The sequence below is a fragment of the Allobosea sp. P2_A10 genome (assembly GCF_056405115.1).
This window is the reverse complement of record NZ_JBFUCS010000013.1, coordinates 59,824-78,583: the sequence shown is the minus strand read 5'-3', so window position 1 is coordinate 78,583 and position 18,760 is coordinate 59,824. Positions and strand designations below refer to the sequence as shown.

16 protein-coding genes are annotated in these 18,760 nt (G+C 66.2%); 11 read left to right on the top strand and 5 right to left on the bottom strand.

Annotation, left to right across the window (positions count from 1 at the left end; genetic code table 11):
• Positions 1–4: 4 nt before the first annotated feature.
• Complete coding sequence (locus tag AC1DZY_RS18465) at positions 5–982, bottom strand: ABC transporter permease (RefSeq protein WP_476821603.1); 978 nt, start codon at positions 980–982, stop codon at positions 5–7.
• A gap of 184 nt (positions 983–1,166) precedes the next feature.
• The gene (locus tag AC1DZY_RS18460; RefSeq protein ID WP_476821602.1) at positions 1,167–2,744 is read right to left on the bottom strand and encodes an ABC transporter substrate-binding protein; all 1,578 of its coding nucleotides are present in this window, start codon (positions 2,742–2,744) and stop codon (positions 1,167–1,169) included.
• A gap of 320 nt (positions 2,745–3,064) precedes the next feature.
• Here AC1DZY_RS18460 and AC1DZY_RS18455 point away from each other — a divergent pair, with 320 nt between their 5' ends.
• The 7 genes from AC1DZY_RS18455 (at position 3,065) to AC1DZY_RS18425 (ending at position 9,813) form a co-directional block, all read left to right on the top strand.
• Positions 3,065–4,609: a xylulokinase gene (locus AC1DZY_RS18455; protein ID WP_476821601.1), complete on the top strand. Its 1,545-nt coding sequence runs from the start codon at positions 3,065–3,067 to the stop codon at positions 4,607–4,609.
• A gap of 70 nt (positions 4,610–4,679) precedes the next feature.
• A complete protein-coding gene (locus AC1DZY_RS18450; protein WP_476821600.1) occupies positions 4,680–5,459 on the top strand; it encodes an SDR family NAD(P)-dependent oxidoreductase in 780 nt (259 codons plus the stop codon).
• Between the two features lie 4 nt (positions 5,460–5,463).
• On the top strand, positions 5,464–6,438 hold the full coding sequence (locus AC1DZY_RS18445) for an ABC transporter permease (RefSeq protein WP_476821599.1): 975 nt from the start codon (positions 5,464–5,466) through the stop codon (positions 6,436–6,438).
• A gap of 29 nt (positions 6,439–6,467) precedes the next feature.
• The gene (locus AC1DZY_RS18440; RefSeq protein WP_476821598.1) at positions 6,468–7,409 is read left to right on the top strand and encodes a sugar ABC transporter substrate-binding protein; all 942 of its coding nucleotides are present in this window, start codon (positions 6,468–6,470) and stop codon (positions 7,407–7,409) included.
• Positions 7,410–7,569: 160 nt separating this feature from the next.
• Positions 7,570–8,331: an ATP-binding cassette domain-containing protein gene (locus AC1DZY_RS18435; RefSeq protein ID WP_476821597.1), complete on the top strand. Its 762-nt coding sequence runs from the start codon at positions 7,570–7,572 to the stop codon at positions 8,329–8,331.
• A 22-nt stretch (positions 8,332–8,353) separates the two neighbouring features.
• Complete coding sequence (locus tag AC1DZY_RS18430) at positions 8,354–9,280, top strand: nucleoside hydrolase (RefSeq protein WP_476821596.1); 927 nt, start codon at positions 8,354–8,356, stop codon at positions 9,278–9,280.
• An 11-nt stretch (positions 9,281–9,291) separates the two neighbouring features.
• Complete coding sequence (locus AC1DZY_RS18425) at positions 9,292–9,813, top strand: hypothetical protein (protein ID WP_476821595.1); 522 nt, start codon at positions 9,292–9,294, stop codon at positions 9,811–9,813.
• Positions 9,814–9,976: 163 nt separating this feature from the next.
• Here the strand turns inward: AC1DZY_RS18425 and AC1DZY_RS18420 are convergent, their stop codons facing one another.
• Positions 9,977–11,521, bottom strand: coding sequence for an HAL/PAL/TAL family ammonia-lyase (locus AC1DZY_RS18420; RefSeq protein WP_476821594.1), 1,545 nt, complete (start codon positions 11,519–11,521; stop codon positions 9,977–9,979).
• A gap of 120 nt (positions 11,522–11,641) precedes the next feature.
• Positions 11,642–12,883, bottom strand: a complete 1,242-nt coding sequence (locus tag AC1DZY_RS18415) for an aromatic ring-hydroxylating oxygenase subunit alpha (RefSeq protein ID WP_476821593.1) — start codon at positions 12,881–12,883, stop codon at positions 11,642–11,644.
• 195 nt (positions 12,884–13,078) lie between these two features.
• Here AC1DZY_RS18415 and AC1DZY_RS18410 point away from each other — a divergent pair, with 195 nt between their 5' ends.
• Complete coding sequence (locus tag AC1DZY_RS18410; RefSeq protein ID WP_476821592.1) at positions 13,079–13,927, top strand: helix-turn-helix domain-containing protein; 849 nt, start codon at positions 13,079–13,081, stop codon at positions 13,925–13,927.
• On the opposite strand, the gene AC1DZY_RS18405 is transcribed toward AC1DZY_RS18410, so the two are convergent.
• A complete protein-coding gene (locus AC1DZY_RS18405) occupies positions 13,887–14,882 on the bottom strand; it encodes a fatty acid desaturase (protein WP_476821591.1) in 996 nt (331 codons plus the stop codon). The genes AC1DZY_RS18410 and AC1DZY_RS18405 overlap by 41 nt on opposite strands.
• 310 nt (positions 14,883–15,192) lie before the next feature.
• On the opposite strand from AC1DZY_RS18405, the gene AC1DZY_RS18400 reads away from it, so the two are divergent.
• From AC1DZY_RS18400 to AC1DZY_RS18390, 3 genes are all read left to right on the top strand, one after another.
• The gene (locus AC1DZY_RS18400) at positions 15,193–16,749 is read left to right on the top strand and encodes an ABC transporter substrate-binding protein (protein WP_476821590.1); all 1,557 of its coding nucleotides are present in this window, start codon (positions 15,193–15,195) and stop codon (positions 16,747–16,749) included.
• Between the two features lie 183 nt (positions 16,750–16,932).
• Positions 16,933–17,907 carry an ABC transporter permease gene (locus tag AC1DZY_RS18395; protein WP_476821589.1) on the top strand — a complete coding sequence of 325 codons (975 nt, stop codon included), beginning with the start codon at positions 16,933–16,935 and terminating at the stop codon, positions 17,905–17,907.
• Positions 17,904–18,758, top strand: a complete 855-nt coding sequence (locus tag AC1DZY_RS18390; protein ID WP_476821588.1) for an ABC transporter permease — start codon at positions 17,904–17,906, stop codon at positions 18,756–18,758. The genes AC1DZY_RS18395 and AC1DZY_RS18390 overlap by 4 nt, the downstream gene beginning before the upstream one ends.
• Positions 18,759–18,760 lie beyond the last annotated feature (2 nt).

Genomic DNA, 18,760 nt, shown 5'->3' with positions numbered 1-18,760 from the left:
AAACTCACGACGCCGCCTCGATGCGCGGATCGGCCACGCGGTAGACCAGATCGGTCAGGATGTTGAAGCCGACGACCATGGCCGAGGACACGAAGAACACGCCGAGCAGCACCGAATAGTCGCGCTGGACCAGCGCATCGAACATCAGCCGCCCGATGCCGGGCCAGGCGAAGACGGTCTCGGTCAGGACTGCGCCACCGACGAGTTGGCCCGCCTGCAGACCAGCCAGCGTCACCACCGGCAGGATCGCGTTGCGCGCCACATGCCGGCGCGAGACCACGCCCGGCGAAAGCCCCTTGGCGCGCGCCGTCTTGACGAAATCCGCGCCGGCGACCTCCAGCATCGAGGCCCGCATCATTCTTGCGTAGAGCGCGGTGAAGAACAGGCCGAGCGTCAGCGCCGGCAGGATCAGGTGGTGGCCTATATCGAGCGCGCGTGCGAATCCGGTATAATTTGCGCCGATGGTCTCGTAGCCGACATTGGGCACGAGCCCGAGCTTGAGCGAGAACACGATCTGGCTCATCAGCGCGATCCAGAACAGCGGCGTGGCGTAGAACACCAGCGACAGCGTCGTGATCAGGCTGTCCGACCAGCGTCCGGCCCGGCGCGCCGCGAGCGCGCCCATGACGATGCCAAGCCCCAGCGAAATCACGAAGGCCGCTCCCGTCAGCAGCAGCGTCGCCGGCAGCCGGTCGAGCACGAGGCTCAGAACCGGCTGCTGTTGACGGTAGCTGAAACCGAGATCGAAGGTCATGTAGCCCTTGATGTAGATCCAGAGCTGCGTCGTGATCGGCTCGTTCAGCCCGAAGCGCTGGCGCAGCTGTTCGAGCAGTTGCGCGTCGGCTGCGCCCGCCTCGCCGGCCAGCACCTGCGCGGGATCGCCCGGCGCGGCGCGGATCAGGAAGAAGTTCAGCACGGCGATGGCGAAGAGCACGAGAATGCCCTTCGCCAGCCGGCCGGAGAGGAATTGCAGCAGGTTCATTCAGTCATGGTCCGTTCGAGCGCCTTCCCTTCTCCCCTCGGGGGAGAAGGTGGCAGCGCATAGCGCTGACGGATGAGGGCAGCGCCGCTGCACGGCCGTCACCCGATCACGCTCACCCGGTCTTCCCTCATCCGACCCGGCTTCGCCGGCCCACCTTCTCCCCCGAGGGGAGAAGGACAAACCCTCACTCCTTCCACGCATCCCTGAAGCCGTCGTTCACGCCGATCGCGGTGTTGACGAGGTTCTTGACGTTGCAGCGATAGATCGTCGGGAAGTCCATCTCGAGCTGCCAGAGCACCGGCACCTCGTCGGCGAGGATCTTCTGCACCTTGGTGTAGAGTTCCTGCCGGGCTGCATCCGAAGGCGCGATCGCGGCATCGGCGAAGAGCTTGTCGACCTCGGGGTTCACATAGGCGCCCTGATTGCCGAAGGGATTGCCCTTGACGATGTTGGTCGAGATGTAGTTGCGCGCCACGCCGGTCGCGGGATCGCCGAGCTGGTAGAGATAGTTGAAGGTCATGTCGAACTCGCCATTGCTGGCCTTCTGGGTCCAGCCCGGCACGTCCGTGGTCTCGATCGAGATGTTGACGCCGGCATCGGTCAGGTTCTGCTTGATCGCCTCGGCCCAGCGGCTCCAGACCTCGCCATAGGGCAAAGCGAGAAGCTTGATCGGTTCGCCCTTGTAGCCCGAGGCCTTGATCAGCTCCTTGGCCTTGGCAGGGTCGTAGGTGTATTTCGACACGTCGGCCGAATAGAACTTCGTCTTGGACGAGATCGGCCCGGTCGGCAGCTTGCCCAGCCCGCCCCAGACCACGTCCTTGCCGAATTCGCGGTCGATCGCGAACATCATGCCCTGGCGGAACTGCTTGTTGGCGAGCGGCCCGCCCTTGGCGATGTTGGGCGTCAGCCAGGCGTGGGGCGCAAACATCTCCCAGCCCTTGGTGGTGATGCAGGTGTTGGGCAGCTTGGACAGGCGGGCGACGTCGTAGACGTCGACCGAGCCGCCGGTCAGCACGTCGATCTTGCCGGTCTCGTAGGCGACGGCGCGGGCGGCGGCATCGGGGATGATCTGCCAGTAAATCTCGTCGAGATTGGGCTTGCCCTTCTGCCAATAGTCCTCGTTCTTGACGAGGTGGATATAGGAGCCCTTCTTCCACTCCTTGAGCTTGAACGGGCCGGTGCCGATCGGCGTGTTGTTGGCCGGGTTGGCGCGGAAATCGGTGCCCTCATAGATATGCTTGGGAATCATCGGCGCGCCGGCGACCTCCTGCGACAGGATCAGCGGACCAAAGGGCTGCTTCAGCGTGATCTTGACGGTGAGATCGTCGACCTTCTCGATCTTCTCGACCTGGGCGTTGGCGATCGGGCGCCAGCGCGGGTGCACGTCGCGCAGGAACTTGTCGAGCGAGAATACCACGTCATCGGCCGAGAACGGCTTGCCGTCATGCCATTTCACGCCCTCCTGGAGCTTGAAGGTGTAGACCTTCGAGTCGGCCGAGATGTCCCAGCTCTTGGCCAGCGAAGGCTGCGGCGTGAGCTTCTCGTCATAGCGCAGCAGCGATTCGTAGATATTGCCGGCGACCATGTTGGTCGGGCCGTTCTGGTTCAGGCCCTGCATCAGCATCGGCGGTTCGGGCTGCACGACGACATGCACCGTGCCGCCCTTCTTGGGCGTCTGTGCCTGTGCCGCCAGTGGCGACAGGGCGAGCGCGACCAGCGCCGTCGTGACCGCGAGACGCCCGCGAACTGATGATACGACCATGATTGTCTCCCGATACGACGCAACGCCATGCCGCCGGCTATCGGCCGGCACGGCTTCCCCGGCGCGACTAGATCATAGCTCTTTCGCCCCGCACAGGGCCGGGCGCACCCATTGCCTGTTTTGGTTGCATATTTTTGCTGCGATGCGGGGATGATTTGGGCAGTGTGCGCCCAGGGCCGGCGATCATCACCGAGCCGGCTTGATTTGTGGCTGGACTCGTCGCTCTCATGCGCCGCTCGCCGGACCTTGCCTTTGACACGCCAGAACCCGTTTCCCTTTTCTTGCCCTGCTCGCCTGCCCGCGACCGGATCGGCGCCGCAATGAGCGTCGTCCTCGCCTGCGATCTCGGCGGAACCAGCTTCCGCGCAGCCCTCGTCGACGAGCGCGGCACGACGCTGGCGCTCAGCGTCATTCACGGTCCAGCCGATAGCGGCGGCATCGGCAAATCCGAGATCGACGCACAGGCTTGGTGGGATGCCCTCGTCGCCGCAGGCTTGGAGCTTGCGGAAAGCCATCCCGGCCTGTTCGCGCAAATCGAGGGCATCGCGATCTGCGGCGTCACGCGAACGCAAATCTTTCTCGACCGGGATGGCGGCTTGCTGCGGCCGGCGATGACGTGGAAGGACACGCGCTCGGAGGCTGCGGCGCAAAGCCTGCGGCTGCGGCTCGGCGCGCATCCGGAAGCCGAGAAGATCAACGCCTTCCACCCGCTCGCCCGCCTCGCATGGCTGCGCGACGCGGAGCCGACGATCCTGGCCCGCCTCGCCTGCGTGCTGGAGCCCAAGGATTATCTGAACTTCCGCCTGACCGGGAAAAGCGCGGGCGACCCCGTCTCGATGGCGCGCCTGATCGCCTCCGCTGAAGTCCACGACGGCGTCGACCCCTTCGCGGCCATCGCTCTGAAGAACGCGATCCTGCCGCCGGTCCTCGAACCCTGCGCGGCCGTCGGCCCGGTCAAGCCGGGATTACCGGCTCCGTTCGACGCGCTCGCCGGAGTGCCGGTGTTCTGCGCCGCCAACGATACCTGGGCGGCCGTGCTCGGGCTCGGCGGCATGCGGCCGGGCTACGCCTACAACATCTCCGGCACGACCGAGGTGCTGGGCATCGTCAGCGACAGGCCAGACGAGGCGGAGGGCCTTCTGACGGTCGACTGGCGTGGGCTCTACCAACTCGGCGGACCCAGCCAGAACGGCGCCGACACCGTCTCCTGGCTGCTTTCGCTGCTCGCGGCCGACAGCGCTCCCGCCGCGACCGGACAGGCGATCGACGCGCTGCTCGCCGGGCCGCGTCATTCGCAGCCGCTACTGTTCCTGCCTTACCTTCAGGGCGAGCGCGTGCCCTACTGGGACGCCAATCTGCGCGGGGCCTTCATCGGCCTGCAGCGCCAGCATACGGCGACGGACCTCGCCTGGGCGGTGCTCGAAGGCGTCGCCTTCCTCAACCGGATCGTGCTGGAGCTGGCTGAAGCCGCCTCGGGCCGGCGGGTCGCCGAAATCCGCTTCGGCGGCGGCGCGGCCGCCAACGCCGCCTGGCGGCAGGTCAAGGCCGATATCTGCGGCCGCCCGATCGTGGTCGGCGTCTCGCAGGAACCTGGTGTGCTCGGCGCGGCGATCGTGGCCTGGACCGGGCTTGGCCGCTTCGCCTCGCTGGCGCAGGCGCAGGAGGAACTGGTCGCGGTCGCAACCCGCAGCGAGCCGGACCCGCGGCGCGCCGCGATCTATGACGCGCTCTTTGCTCTCTACCGCCGCAGCGAGGCGGCGCTCGCGCCGGTCTCGCGCGATCTCGTGGCGCTGGCAGGCGACGCCGGAGCCTTGCCTGGCATGCAAATAGCGTCGTCCACAGCGCCATCGGAGCCATCGACATGACGGCGCTTGTGCCCTCGAATGGCGCGATGAGCCCTGACACCCGTCTGCCGCCCGAAAGCCACTCCCGTCCATGAGCTCGCCTGTCACCCTCATCACAGGCGCGTCCGGCGGCATTGGCGGCGCGCTTGCCAGTATGCTGGCGGCAGCCGGCCACAAGCTCGTGCTCACGGGGCTGGAGGCAGGGGTGCTCGATGCGCTGTCGGGCGAGATTGCGCGCGCCGGCGGCGAGGTTGTGACACTCGCCGGCGATGTCCGCGATCACGCCCTGCCGCAGGCTTTGATCGATCTCGCGGTCGGACGCTTCGGTCGCATCGACAATCTCGTCACGGCGGCAGGAGCCTCGCGCCCGGTCAGGATGGTCGAGATGGAGGACGACGAATGGGACCGGCTCGTCGATCTCAACCTCTCGGCCGTTTTTCGCGTCTCGAAGGCAGCTGCAAAGCAGTTGATCGCGCAGGGCGAGGGCGGCGCGATCGTCCACATCTCCTCGATTGCCCATGCCAATGGCGGCGCGAACCTCGCCTATGGCTCGGCCAAGGGGGGCGTCGCGACGCTGACCTATGGCATGGCGCAGCAGCTCGGCCCGCACGGGATCAGGGTCAATGCGGTCGCGCCGGGCATCATCGATACGCCGATGGTGCGTGGCGGTTTCGCGCGGCAGTTCAACGCTCTGGTCGAGGGCGCGGCGGTTCGCACGCCGCTCGGCCGGCTCGGCAGGCCCGAGGATGTCGCCGCCGTCATCGCCTTCCTGCTGTCGCCCGGAGCCGCCTTCGTCACCGGCGCGCTGATCCCGATCACCGGCGGCATCGAGATCCTCTCGCCGATCTCGACCATCGCCAAGGGGGCTTGAGGCGATGGCGGGGCTTGAGGCGATGGCTGGGCTGGGCTGGCGCGAGATCGTCGGGCGCTACGGCACTGCGCTGGCCGGGCTGGCGCTGATCGTGTTCTTCCTGCTGTTCGCGCCGAATTTCGCGAGTGGGACCAACATCGTCAACGTGCTGAAGGATACGAGCTTTCTCGCCATCCTGGCGCTCGGCTTCGCGCTCGCCTTCACCGTGGCGGAGCTGGACCTTTCGATCGCCGAGATGGCGAGCCTTTCGGCTGTGGTCTGCGGCTGGCTGGTGCAGTTGCAATATCCGCCCTTCGTCGCGGTGGCCGCCGCGATTGCCGTCGGCGTCGTGCTCGGCTCGGTCAACGGCTATGGCGTCACGGTGCTGCGCATCCCATCGCTGATCATGACGCTGGGCACGGCCGCCATTGCCAAGGGCCTCGCCTTCATGATCACGCAAGGGATCGCTTTCGTCGGTCGCTGGCCGGTGAGCTTCACCGGGCTCGCGCGCGGCTATTCCTTCGGCATCCCCAATCTCGTGCTCTGGATGGGCGCGGTCACGCTCTTTGCCTGGGTGCTGGTGAAATGGACCCGTACCGGCGCGCATATGGTGGCGACCGGGGAGGCCGACGAGGCGGCGCGCCTTGCCGGCATCGCGACGGGCAGGATGAAGCGCATCGGGCTTTTGCTCGCCGGCGTGTTGGCGAGCATCGCGGCGGTGCTGCTTGCCGCCAACCTGTCCTCGGCCGCGCCCAACATGGCCGGCGACTATCTGCTCTACGCCATCGCCGCCGTCTTGCTCGGCATGACCATGTTCGACCCCGGCAAGCCCAATGTGCCCGGCACGGTCTTCGCCGCGCTGGTGCTGAAGGTGCTCGGAAACGGCTTGGTTCTGCTCGGCGCGGCGTATTACGTTCAGGACATCGTTCTCGGCGTCATCATCATCGGCTCGGTCGCTTTCTCGGCCAGCGCGATGAAGAAGGCGGCGTTCAAGGTCTGAGATCACCACCCCCGGGGGAGAGACACATCATGTTCGGTTTCCGCAAGATCCTGCTTGGCGCTGTCGCGCTGCTGGCGCTCGGCTCCTCGGCACAGGCCTTCGAGGTCGGCATCGTCGGCTTCCAGTTTTCGTCGGAGACGCATGCCCGTGTCGCCAATGCCGCAGCAGCCGCCGCCAAGGCGAAGGGCTGGGGCGTGACGCTGCTGAACTCCGAGGGTTCGCTGCCCAAGCATGCCGAGCAGTTCGACGCGCTGATCGCCAAGAAGGTCGACGCCATCATCATCGCCATGGGCAAGCCGGTCGAGGCCGACGCGCAGTTCAAGGCGGCCAAGGATGCCAGGATCCCGGTCGTCACCGTGCAGTCGGGCTCGAGCCCGCATGCGCTCTTCGACATCCAGACCAACGAGTACAAGGTTGGTGCGGAAGCGGCGCTCTACCTGCTCGGCCAGCTCGGCTATCAGGGCAACATCGTCACCGCCCGCTTCGATCTCAACGCCGCCTCGCGCATTCGCGGCAAGCTGCTCGACAATGTCCTGGCCGAAAACCAGGCGGTGAAGGAGCTCGGCAAGTTCTCGATGGCGCGCACCCAGAGCTGGCGCGACGACGTCCGCGCCGGCATGCAGGCGCTGCTTCTGCAGAACCAGGGCAAGATCAACGGCATCTGGGCTTCCTTCGACGGGCAGGCCTACATCATCGACGACCTCCTGCAGGCGCAGGGGATCAAGAAGGGCCAGATTCCGCTGGTCTCGGTCGATGGCGGCAAGGAAACCTATGCCCGCATCGCCGACCCGGCCTCGACCTTCCTCGCCACCGTCTCCGTCCCCTTCGAGGAGATGGGCAAGCAGGCGGTCGACGCGATCCAGACCATCGTCGTCGAGAAGAAGCCCAAGGAAACCGTCGCCAGCGGGCCGTACCTGTTCACCGACGCGGTGCTGGTCGACAAGACCAATGTCGCGCAGTTTTTGAAGTGAGGGCTTCGCCGCAACCTGGCCGTCATTCCGGACAAGCGGCGAAGCCGCGCCGATCCGGAATCCATCGTAGGGCACTGTGGTGCTCTGGGATGGATTCCGGGTCTCCGCTGCGCTGCGCCCGGAATGACGGCGCGGGGTTAGCAAAGGCCGTATGCCGCTCATGACCCCCACCCCCATCCTCTCCCTGCGCAATATCGGCAAGGCCTACGGGCCGGTCGTCGCCGTGCGCGAGGTCGATCTCGACATCTTCGCAGGCGAGGTCGTGGCGATCTGCGGCGATAATGGCGCGGGCAAGTCGAGCCTGATCAAGGTCGTCTCCGGCGCGGAGGAGCCGAGTTCGGGCACGCTTGCGATGCGCGGCAAGCCCGTTGCTTTCGGCTCGCCGCAGGATGCGCTGAATCATGGCGTCGCCACGATCTACCAGGATCTCGCGCTCGCGCCGCGCCTCTCCATCGCCCAGAACGTCTTCATGGGCTCGGAGTTGACGAAGCCGGTTCTGCTGCCCTTCCTGCGCCGGCTCGACAAGCGTTTGATGAAGACGCGGGCGAAGGGCTACCTCGCGCAATTGTCGGTCGCGATCGACGACATGGACCGACCGGTCGAGCGGCTTTCGGGCGGGCAGCGTCAGGCGGTGGCGATCTCGCGCGCGCTGCGCTGGAACGCCGAGATCATCATCATGGACGAGCCGACGGCGGCGCTCGGCGTCAAGGAGACGGCGCTGGTGCTGGACCTGATCCGCAAGCTCAAGGCGGACGGCCGCACCGTGATCCTGATCAGCCACAACATGCGCGACGTGGTGGCGCTGGCCGACCGTGTCGTGATCATGGGAGCGGGCCGCAAATATGTCGACCAGCCGATCGGGAGCCTGAGCGCCGACGACATCACCCACATGATCATGAGCGGCAACGCCAAGGCTGCGTAGACAAAAGGGCGGCCTGACTTCGATGCGCGAGACCATCATCATCGACACCGATCCGGGCCAGGACGACGCCGTCGCGCTGCTGCTCGCCTTTGCTGCAGGCGACAGGCTCGACCTACGCGCGATCACCACCGTCGCCGGCAACGTCCCGGTCGCGCAGACCACCGCCAACGCGCTGCGCATCCGCGATCTCGCGCAGGCAAAAACGCCGGTTCATCGCGGCGCGGAAGGCCCGTTGCTGTTTGCGCTGGAAACCGCTGAATTCGTCTGCGGCCCCGACGGACTTGCCGGCGCCGACTTGCCTCCGCCCAAGGGCGAAGCTGCTCCCGGGCACGCCGTCGAGGCGATCGTCGCACTCTGCCGCGCCGCGCCCGATGACGGCGTCACGCTGTGCCCGCTCGGGCCGCTGACCAATCTCGCGCTCGCTTTCCGGCTCGCGCCAGACATCCTCCCGAAAGTGAAGCGCATCGTCTCGATGGGCGGCGCGCTCGGCCTGGGCAACATGACGCCGGCGGCCGAGTTCAACATCTATGTCGATCCCCATGCCGCGGCCGTCGTCTTCGGTTGCGGCAGGCCGATCGCGATGATGGGGCTGGGCGTCACCCATAATGCTATTGCGACGCATCGGCAGATAGAGAATTTCGCGACGCTTGGCACGGCGTCCGGCCGCGCCATCCACGGCATGCTGACGAGGCCGCGCCCCGGCGGGCTCGGCACCGCCGGCCATCCGATGCACGACCCCTGCGTCATTGCCTTCCTGCTCTGGCCGGAACTGTTCGAGGGGCGCGACTGCTTCGTCGCTGTCGAGACCTCGGACGGGCCGCTGCGCGGCCGCACCACCATCGACTGGAACGGCCGGCTGAAGCGCCCCGCCAACGCCCATGTCGTCTCCGCCGTGCAGGCGCATGAGCTGTTCGAGCGCATGACCCGCCTGCTCGCGACATTGCCCTGAAGGACTTGGCCATGCCCCATCTCGTCGAAGAGCTTCAGCACGAGGCCATCAGCGCGATCGACAGGATGAAGCAGGCCGCCATCGTGGCGCGCCACGTCCACGCCCGCGCCGAGCTGATGCGGCACATGCTGACGACGGCCCGCAAGGTAAAGGACAAGCCGAAGACTGAGGCCGTCGAGACGGTCGTGCGCGAATGGATGGACGCCTGGAACCTCGACCGCGACGCCTGGCCTCATGTCGCCCGCGAGATGACCCTCTTCACGCAAGCCTTCCACGACTACGCCAATGCACCGTCCGAGGCGCATGACGCAGCCCTGCGCCTCGCCTGCGATGCTCTCGACGAGGTCCTGTCGCGTGAGGGCACCTCGATCTCGCAGCAGATGGCCTTCCGCTCGCAATGCGCCCATCGCTGGTGGGAGCTGGTCGAGCCGACGCCGGTCGATCTGCCGGGCGGCAAGCCGCGCCCCTCGATGCCGAAGCTGGAGACCAGCAAGCCATTCTGGGCGAGCGGCTGCGCGGCGTTCTGCCGATAATTTGCGGCTGCGGCTCGGAAACACGGCGTCATCCTGGACAAGCGGCGGAGCCGCGCAGCTCCGGGATCCATCGTCGGGCACTGTCGTGCCTTATGATGGATCCCGGCGCTCCGCTTCGCTACGGCCAGGATGACGAAGGGCTTCCAGGAGCAATCACATTGCTTCAACCCAGCGAAAACGCTCCCGCTGCCACCTCCGGCAGGCTCTCCCGCAACCGCGCCACGAACGCTGCATCCGAGACGATGCCGAGCACCTTCGTCGCCTGCGGCCCGGTCTCGCTGTCCTCGACCAGCATCGGCACATCGGCGCGGATCGCGTCGTAGAGAACCTGCGTGCCAGCCGCCAGTCGCGGCTGCTTGCGGATATCGACCGCTTGCGCCGCGACCAGAGCCTCGATCGCGAAGATCATCCGCAGCGGCACGAGCTGCTCCTCCAGCTTGCGGATCGTCAGCGGCGTCTGCGGCGCGTGGTCCTCGACGCTCTCGGAGACAGGCAGCGCGTCGCAGCTCGCCGGCGCTGCCTTCAAGCGGACCTCGCCATGGAGGTAGGACACCGTCTTCTGCAGCGAGTTGTAGCCGTTCGAGGCGCCGCCGATCGGCGAGAGATATTTCGGCATGCCGGAGATGTGGTGGTTCATCATCTTGATCGTGCGATAGGCCGAGGCCGTCGCCAGATGCGTGTTGACGATCGCCATGGTGTCGAAGGCGAGCGCGATCGCCGGCGTGTGGAAATTCGCCGTCGACAGGATCAGATCGTGCTCCGCCATCACCAGCGGGTTGTCGGCCGCCGCGTTGATCTCGGTCGCGACGCTCTCGACGGCGATATCGAAGCTCGTCAGCGCCGGCCCGTAGATCTGCGAGAGCACGCGGAAGGACAGCGCATCCTGGATCGAGCGCGTCGCGCCCTTGTCGTAGAGATAGCTGCCCTCGAGCACGGCGCGGAATATGGCCGCCGCACGCTCCTGCCCGCCGGCCGGACGTGCCGCGGCAAGCCTTGCATCGAAGATGTGGGGGTTGGCGGCATAACCCTCATCGGTCAGCCCGGCCGCGACGACCGAGACCGTCAGGATGTCCGAAAGCTCCGCCAGCACGCGCACGGCATGGCCGCAGCTCACCGCGCTGGAATTCAGGATCGCGAGCCCGTCCTTGGCGGCGAGCTTTGCCGGTGCGAGCCCCGCCGATGCCAGCGCCTCCGAGGCAGGCCTGCGCACGCCGTTCTCGAAAATTTCGCCGAGTCCGATGATGGCCGAGCCGATATGACCGCAGAGGCCGAGATCGCCGCCGCCGATCGAGCCACGTCCGGGGATGACCGGCGTCAGGCCGGCGTTGAACATCGCCACCATCAAATCGAGCACATGTGGCGATATGCCCGAGCCGCCCTGCGACAGGCCGATCAGCCGCGACAGCAGCATGGCGCGCGCCACCGGCTCGGGGAAGGGCTCGCCGATACCGATGCAGCGGCCGCGGATCATCTGGACCTGGAAGCCCTCGATCTCCTCCTTCTTCAGCCGGTAGGCGACATTGCCGCCGAGCCCGGTGTTGAGCCCGTAGATCGGCTCATCGCCGAGCGCGTAGCGCTCGACCACCTTGCGCGCCGCCGCGACGCGCGCGATCGCCTCCGGCGCGAGCGAGACATGGGTTCCCGGCGCGCTTGCGGCGGTGACGAAGCCGAGGCCGACAGGCCCGGCGCCCAGGACGAAATCGCTCAAGCCGGTGATCCTTCGTGGTGGTGATGTTGATAAGGCACGATTTTTCCCTCAGCCTTCATCCTGAGGAGCGCTCTGCAAGAGCGCTCCTCAGGATGAGGGCTCGATTTATGGCGCGCCGATTCATTCCGCCGCGATCCCGTTGACCGCCGGCGCGCTCGTGCCCCCGAGGCCTTCGCGCATGGTCAGGGCATACCATTCGACGAAGGTCCAGACGCCGTGCTCGGAGGCTTCCGCATAGGGGCCGGGCTGATAGCCGATCGAATTCACGCCGCGCTGGTTGCGCTCGACCAGCCTGCGATCCTGGTCGTTGGTCTCGCGCCAGACCTCGACCAGCCGCTCGATATCGTAATCGACGCCCTCGACCGCGTCCTTGTGGACAAGCCATTTGCAGATGAAGGAGGTCTCCGTCGCCGAGACCGGCAGCATCTGGATCACCACGGCGTAATCGGCGTGGATATGGCCGAACATGCTCGGATAATGCGTGAAGCGCAGCGAGCCGATGTCGTTGTCGGCCCAGTCGCCCAGCGTTTTCGTCACGGCGGGGCGGCCATCCATGGTGATCGAGAGATTGCCGGGCTGGAACGGCATCCGCCCGACGCGGAAATCGGCCCCGTCCTTCGTCACGCTGGGCAGGCCCGACGCCTCGCAGCGGGTCCAGAACGCCGCGATCGACGGATCGGCCCAGGGATCGGCGAAATCGAAGATCAGCAGCGTCTTCATCAGTTCGGGGTGGCCGGCCTGGCAATGGTCGCATTCGCGCGCGTTCTCCATCACCAACTTCCAGTTGCCCTGCTCGTGCAGCGTGATGCTGTGCACGACCTTGGCCTCGTCGAGCCGGTGCGGCGCCGCTGCCGGCGCGAGCGCGGCCGCGAAGGCCTCGATATCGGGCGCATCCTCGGCGAGACAGACATAGATCAGCCCGCCGATGTCGCGGACATGCACGGGTTTTAGCCCCATCCGCGCCTTGTCGATGACGCCGTCCATATTGGGGGCGCGCAGCAGCTTCCCGGTGAGGTCGTAGGACCATTGATGGTAGGGGCACACGAAGCTCGAGCGCTTGCCGCAGGGCGCGTCGGCGACGATCGAGCCGCGATGCCGGCAGCTGTTGAAGAAGGCCTGGACGCGCATCTGCCGGTCGCGGCAGATGATGATGGAGCTCTCGCCGATCGTCAGGGTGAAGAACTGGCCGGGCGTCGCGATCTCGCAGGCGAGGCCGGCGAAGATCCAGCGTCGCTCGAAGATCTCCGCCATGTCGAGCCGGAAGATCGCAGGGTCGGTGTAGAATGCGCGCGGCAGCGAATGGCGCGGCTGCCGGCGTTCCAGCAGGCTGAGCGCCTCGGCCCGAATGGCGGCATCGGTCACATCGTCACCATGACATGCTCGCTCCCGCCATGCTGCGCCTGCTGCCCTTATCGTCGCCGGTCATTGACGGTAGCGATATCTTGATCGCGGCCGCAACGTGATTGATGTTGGCGATGTTGACGAATGCCGTGCGATCACACCAAGCGTGGCCTTTCGAGATTTACGGCGACGATACGCAGCGCATCCGGGCTCATCATGAACCGACCTGTCACGGCAGATATCTTCCGCCACCGGCTCCAGGCCCTGATCGATCGCGCCGGCCTGAACCAGGCCGCCTTCGCCAGGCTCGCGAAAATCGACCGCTCGACCCTGTCGCAACTGCTCTCGACCGACGGGCCGCGCATGCCCCGCGCCGACACGCTGGTCGCGGTCGCCGGCGCCTGCCATGTCTCGGTCGACTGGTTGCTCGGCCTGAGCCAGCGCGAGGAGATCGGCTCCGAGATCATCGAGGCGATGCTGCAGATCGAGGCGCATACGCGCGCGCCGATCGACGAGCGTTTCGTCGGCTGGCTGCGCGAGGCCGAGGGCTATCGCATCCGCACCGTGCCCGAGAGCTTCCCCGATTTCATGAAGACGGAAGCGACCCTGCGCTTCGAGTATCAAGGCGCGTCATTTGGCGAGATCGGCAGTTCGCAGGAGGCCGTCAATGCGCGGCTCGGCCTGATGCGCCGCCCCGACAGCGATCTCGAGGTCTGCGCCTCGATTCAGGCGATCACCACCATGGTCCACGCCCAGGGCAAATGGCACGGCATGAGCCTGAGCGCCCGTCGCGAGCAGCTCGACCACATGATGGCGCTGTATGAGGAGCTTTATCCGAGCCTGCGCATCTACCTGTACACGCTGACCGAGACCTATTCGAACCCGTTCACGGTCTTCGGTCCCAAACGGGTCGCGCTCTTTCTCGGCACCAGCTTTCTCGTGCTGAACGCGGTCGAGCATGTCCGCCTGTTCGGTCGCCGCTTCGACGAGCTGATCCGGCTCGCCGTGATCCAGCCCCACGAGATCAGGCAGACGCTGCTGGATCTGCGCAAGGAACTGGATTGAGCGCCGCCTGAGGCGTCTGCTCCAGCGGATGCGCTACGGCGTCATGGGCGCTGACCAGGAACCGCCTGACGATCTCGCCATAGCCGTCATAGACCATGCCGCCATTCTCGGCGACGAGCCGCTCGCGGTTCTCGGCATACCAGGCGGGGATCGCATACCACGGCATGGTCGGCCGCTCGTGATGGGCGGCATGCAGGTTGTTGTAGAGATAGAGCAGGCCAAGCACGGCTGAATTCTCGACGATCGCGGTGCGTTCGGTCACGCCATGGGCGGCCTTGTGCTCGGCGAAGGAGCGCAGCAGCATCAGCGCCGCTGCCGGATAGAGCACGCCGAAGACATAAAACAGCAGGTTCATCTCGCAGACGAAGACGAGCCAGACCAACAGCAGCACCGCTGCGGGCGCATGCTCGGCCCATGAGCGCCGCGCGACCGGATCGCCGGCGACGACCCCCCTCATTTCGGCAGAGAGGAAATGCCCGACCGTCCAGGCCGGTCCGATCGTCAGGCGGCCCAGCAAGGTCTTCTGCGCCCGCAAAAACCAGCGCCCGAGCGGGCCCAGCGTCGCCCAGTCGGCCGGCGTGACATAGCGCGATTCCGGGTCGTCCAGCGGGTCGGTCAGGCGCTCGTCGGCATGGTGCAGCAGATGCGAGACGCGATAGCTTTCATAGGGCAGCCACAGCGAGATCGGGATCGAGGCCAGCGCCCGGTTGACGACGCGCGAGCGTGTCGGGTGGCCGTGCAGGATCTCGTGCTGCAGCGAACCGTGCCAGGCGACGAGCCAGGCGCCGAGCGGCATGACGACCCACCATGGCAGCGCGGCATGCCAGTATGTCAGCGCAAACCAGCCGCCATAAATCCCTGCCGCAAGCGCGACCGTCGGCCATTCGATAGAGCGTTGCGTCCGGCGCGAGCCGCTGTCCCGAGACCGCATCAGGCTTTGGTCGAACCGAATCATGCTGCCCCCGCCGCATTGCGAGGTCGAAACTAAGTCGTTGGAAACGCATCGCAATGTTCCCGTCGTGACATTTCGATTCGGACGTGGCGAAATATCGCTAATTGGTGATAAAATGAACTGATAGTTTGATTTATCAATAAATGTGGCCTGCGCATAATTTCGCGGCGGAAGCGAGGCCGACTTAGGGGTACTGCCTACACAATCACCATGTCGCCCCTTTCCTCCCGCCGTGATCTGGCGGACGATCCTGTCTTGAATATGTAGCCGGCCGCGACGCGCGTGGAACCGGCTTTTCGAGCGGAGAGCGCCGATGAAGAACGATCTTGACCTGTCCGTCTCCCGCCGCGCCTTCGTCGCCGGCTCGACGGCCGCCGCCGCATCGCCTCTGTTTGGAAGCCTTCCGGCGCTGGCACAGGCAAAAACCTCTATCAGCGTCCGCATCGAGCGCGACGTCACGGCGCTCGATCCAGCCTTCCGCGGCGGCCCCCACGACGCCAACATCTTCAAGAGCGTCTACCAGCGGCTGATCAAGCAGAAGGACAATTCGGCTGACACCGAGCTCGACGCCGCCTCCGAGCTGAAGCAGGTCAGCCCGACGCTGATCGAATTCACCCTGAAGCCCGGCCAGATGTTCACCGACGGCTATGGCGAGATGACCGCCGAGGACGTGAAGTTTTCCTTCGAGCGCTTTTCGGTCGCCCCCGTGGACGGCAAGATCTCGCCCTACAAGGGCGACTGGACCGGACTGACCGGCGTCGAGGTCACCGGCAAATACACCGGCAAGATCGTGCTCTCGCAGCCCAATGCCGGGCTCTACGCCATCGCGCTCGCCGACGGTTCGGGCTGCATCGTCTGCAAGAAGGCGGTGCTGGAGCGTGGTGTCGAGCACAACACCAAACCGGTCGGCTCGGGCCCCTATCAGGTCGTGTCCGTCGAGAAGCAGCGCGGCGCGGTCCTGAAGCGCAACCCGACCTATACCGGCGTCAAGCCGACCTTCGAGGAGATCAAGGTCAACTTCATCCAGGATCCCAAGACCGCCGAACTGGCGCTGCGCTCGGGCGAGCTCGACTTCGCCGTGCTGCCGCCCGCCGTCGCCGAACCGATGCGCTCGGCTGCCGGCCTCGTCGTCGAACAGGCGCCGGGCCTCGCTTATATCTGGCTCGGCATCAACATGGAGAAGGCGCCCTTCACCGATGTCCGCGTCCGTCAGGCCGTCAGGCTCGCGGTCGACGTCGACCAGATGCTGCTCGCCGGCTTCAACGGCAAGGCGCCCCGCCTCAACTCGCTGGTGATGGCGCCGGTGCTTGGAGCCTGGAAGGACGCACCCGTTTACAAGCGCAACGTCGCCGAGGCCAAGAAGCTGCTCGCCGAAGCCGGCCATCCCGCGATCAAGACCCGCATCACCATCCTGAACCAGCCAGCCTACCAGACCATGGCGCTGGTGGCGCAGGCGCTGCTCAAGGAGGTCGGCATCACCGCCGATCTCGACGTCCAGGAAGGCGGCACCTACTGGGATTCCGGCAAGGGCGACGCCGGCAAGAACCTCGACATGTTCATGATGCGCTTCAACGGCAAGCTCGACCCGAACTTCCTGATGCAGTGGTTCGTCGCCAGCCAGATCGGCACCTGGAACTGGCAGCGCTTCAACAGCCCGGAATTCGACAAGCTCTATCAGGAGGCCATCGTCGAGACCGACCCGGCCAAGCGCGCGGCCATCGTCATCAAGGCGCAGGAGGTCATGGACAAGTCGGCGGCCTTCGTCTGGCTGACCAACGACGTCGCCTTCCCCGTCCGCCGCGCCACGGTGAAGCCCGCCTATCTGCCCGGCGCGATCGACTGGCAGCTCGACCGGTTCACGACGGCGTGAGCCGGCGGCTTTGCGGATAAGCCATTCGAGGGTTGGCTCCGTCATCCCGGGCGGAGCGAAGCGGAGACCCGGGATCCATCGTAAAGCGCCACCGTGCCCTATGATGGATTCCGGATCGGCGCCGCTTCGCGGCTTGTCCGGAATGACGGCGGTCGTTGATACGCCAGCGAATTGCACCTTCTCATGAATGAAACCGCCCGCTATCTCCTGAGCCGGCTCGTCACCACGCTGCTGATCGTGCTCGGTGCGATGCTTCTGCTGTTCACGCTCTCGGCGATCGTGCCGGGCGATCCCGCGACCGCGCTGCTCGGCCCGCAGGCGACGCCGGAATATGCCAAGCGCTTCATCGCCGAGATGGGGCTGGACCAGCCCTGGTATCGCCGGCTCTTCACCTTCCTCGGCAATCTCATGATCGGCAATCTCGGCACCGATGTGCTGTCAGGCCGACCGGTCACCGCCATCGTCGGCGCGGTCATCCCCTACACCTTCATCCTGACCTTCGCCTCGATCGGCCTTGCGGTCCTGATCGGCGTGCCGCTCGGATGCTATGCCGCGACCCATCGCGGCTCGGTGGTCGACCATATCCTCGCCTTCATCAGCGTGGCCTTCATCGCGATCCCGTCCTTCGTCATCGCGATCTTCCTGCTGCTGATCTTCTCGATCTGGCTCGACTGGCTGCCCGTGCTCGGGGCCGGCGAGCCGGGGAACTGGGGCGATCAGGCCAAGCGCCTGATCCTGCCGACGCTGGCGCTCAGCCTCGGCTGGATCGGCTTCATCGCGCGGCTGGTGCGCTCGTCCATGCTGGAGGTGATGGGCGAGAGCTACATCCGGACCTCGCGCGCCTATGGCCTGCCAGACCGCATGATCACCTACAAATACGCGCTCAAGAACGCCTGCATCCCGACCATCGCCGTGCTCGGCATGGGCATCGGACGGCTGCTCGGCGGCGCGGTTCTGGTCGAGATCGTGTTCGCGCGGCCGGGCCTCGGCCGCCTGATCTTCGATGCCATCGCGACCCGCAACTTCCCGGTCCTGCAGGGCGCGGTGCTGGTCGTGGTGCTGATCTTCGTCGTCACCAACCTCCTGGTCGATCTCAGCTATTCCGCCATCGATCCGCGCATCCGCCGTCAGGGCGCATCGCAGGCGGCGGGGCGATGAGCGTGCTCGCCGCCACTGCCGGGACGTTCCGGCGCATCGGCTCGCAGTTCGGCGGCGCGGTCGGGCTGGCGATCGTCGTGGTCGTGGTCTTCTCGGCGATCTTCGCGCCGCTGGTGGCGACGCATGATCCCGACGCGCTCGACGTGCTCAACCGCTTTTCCGGTCCGACCGCGCAGCACTGGCTCGGCACCGACCATCTAGGCCGCGATCTCTACAGCCGCCTCGTCCATGGCTCCAGCGTCGCCATGGCGGTTGCGCTGACCGCGATCTCGACGGCGCTGATCATCGGCACGCTGCTCGGAATCCTCGCCGCCTTCCTGCCGGCCCGCACCGAGCGGCTGATCCTGATCCTGTTCGACGTGATTTCGTCCTTCCCGAGCCTCGTGCTGGCGCTCGCGGTGGTCGCCGTCTTCGGCCCCTCGACCACGCTCGTGGTGATCATCGTCGCGATCACGCTCGTCCCGCATTTCGGCCGCGTCGCCCGCGCGCAGGTGCTGACGGTGCGCAATGCGCCCTATATCGAGGCCGAGCGGCTGCTCGGGGCCTCGCTGCCGCGCATCGTGCTCTCCCACATCCTGCCCAATATCGCCGGTCCGTTGGTCGTGCTCGCCTCGATCGACATTCCTGTCGTGATCACGATCGAGGCCGGCCTGTCCTTCATCGGGCTCGGCGTCCGGCCGCCGCTCGCGAGCTGGGGCACGCTGATCTATGACGGCTACGCCTATCTCTCGGATTCGAAGATTCCCGTAGTGGTCGCAAGCTGCGCACTCGGCGTCGCGACGCTCGGCTTCACGCTCTTCGGCGAAGCCCTGCGCGATGCCGTCGATCCCCGCCTGAACGGGGATCGCTGAGC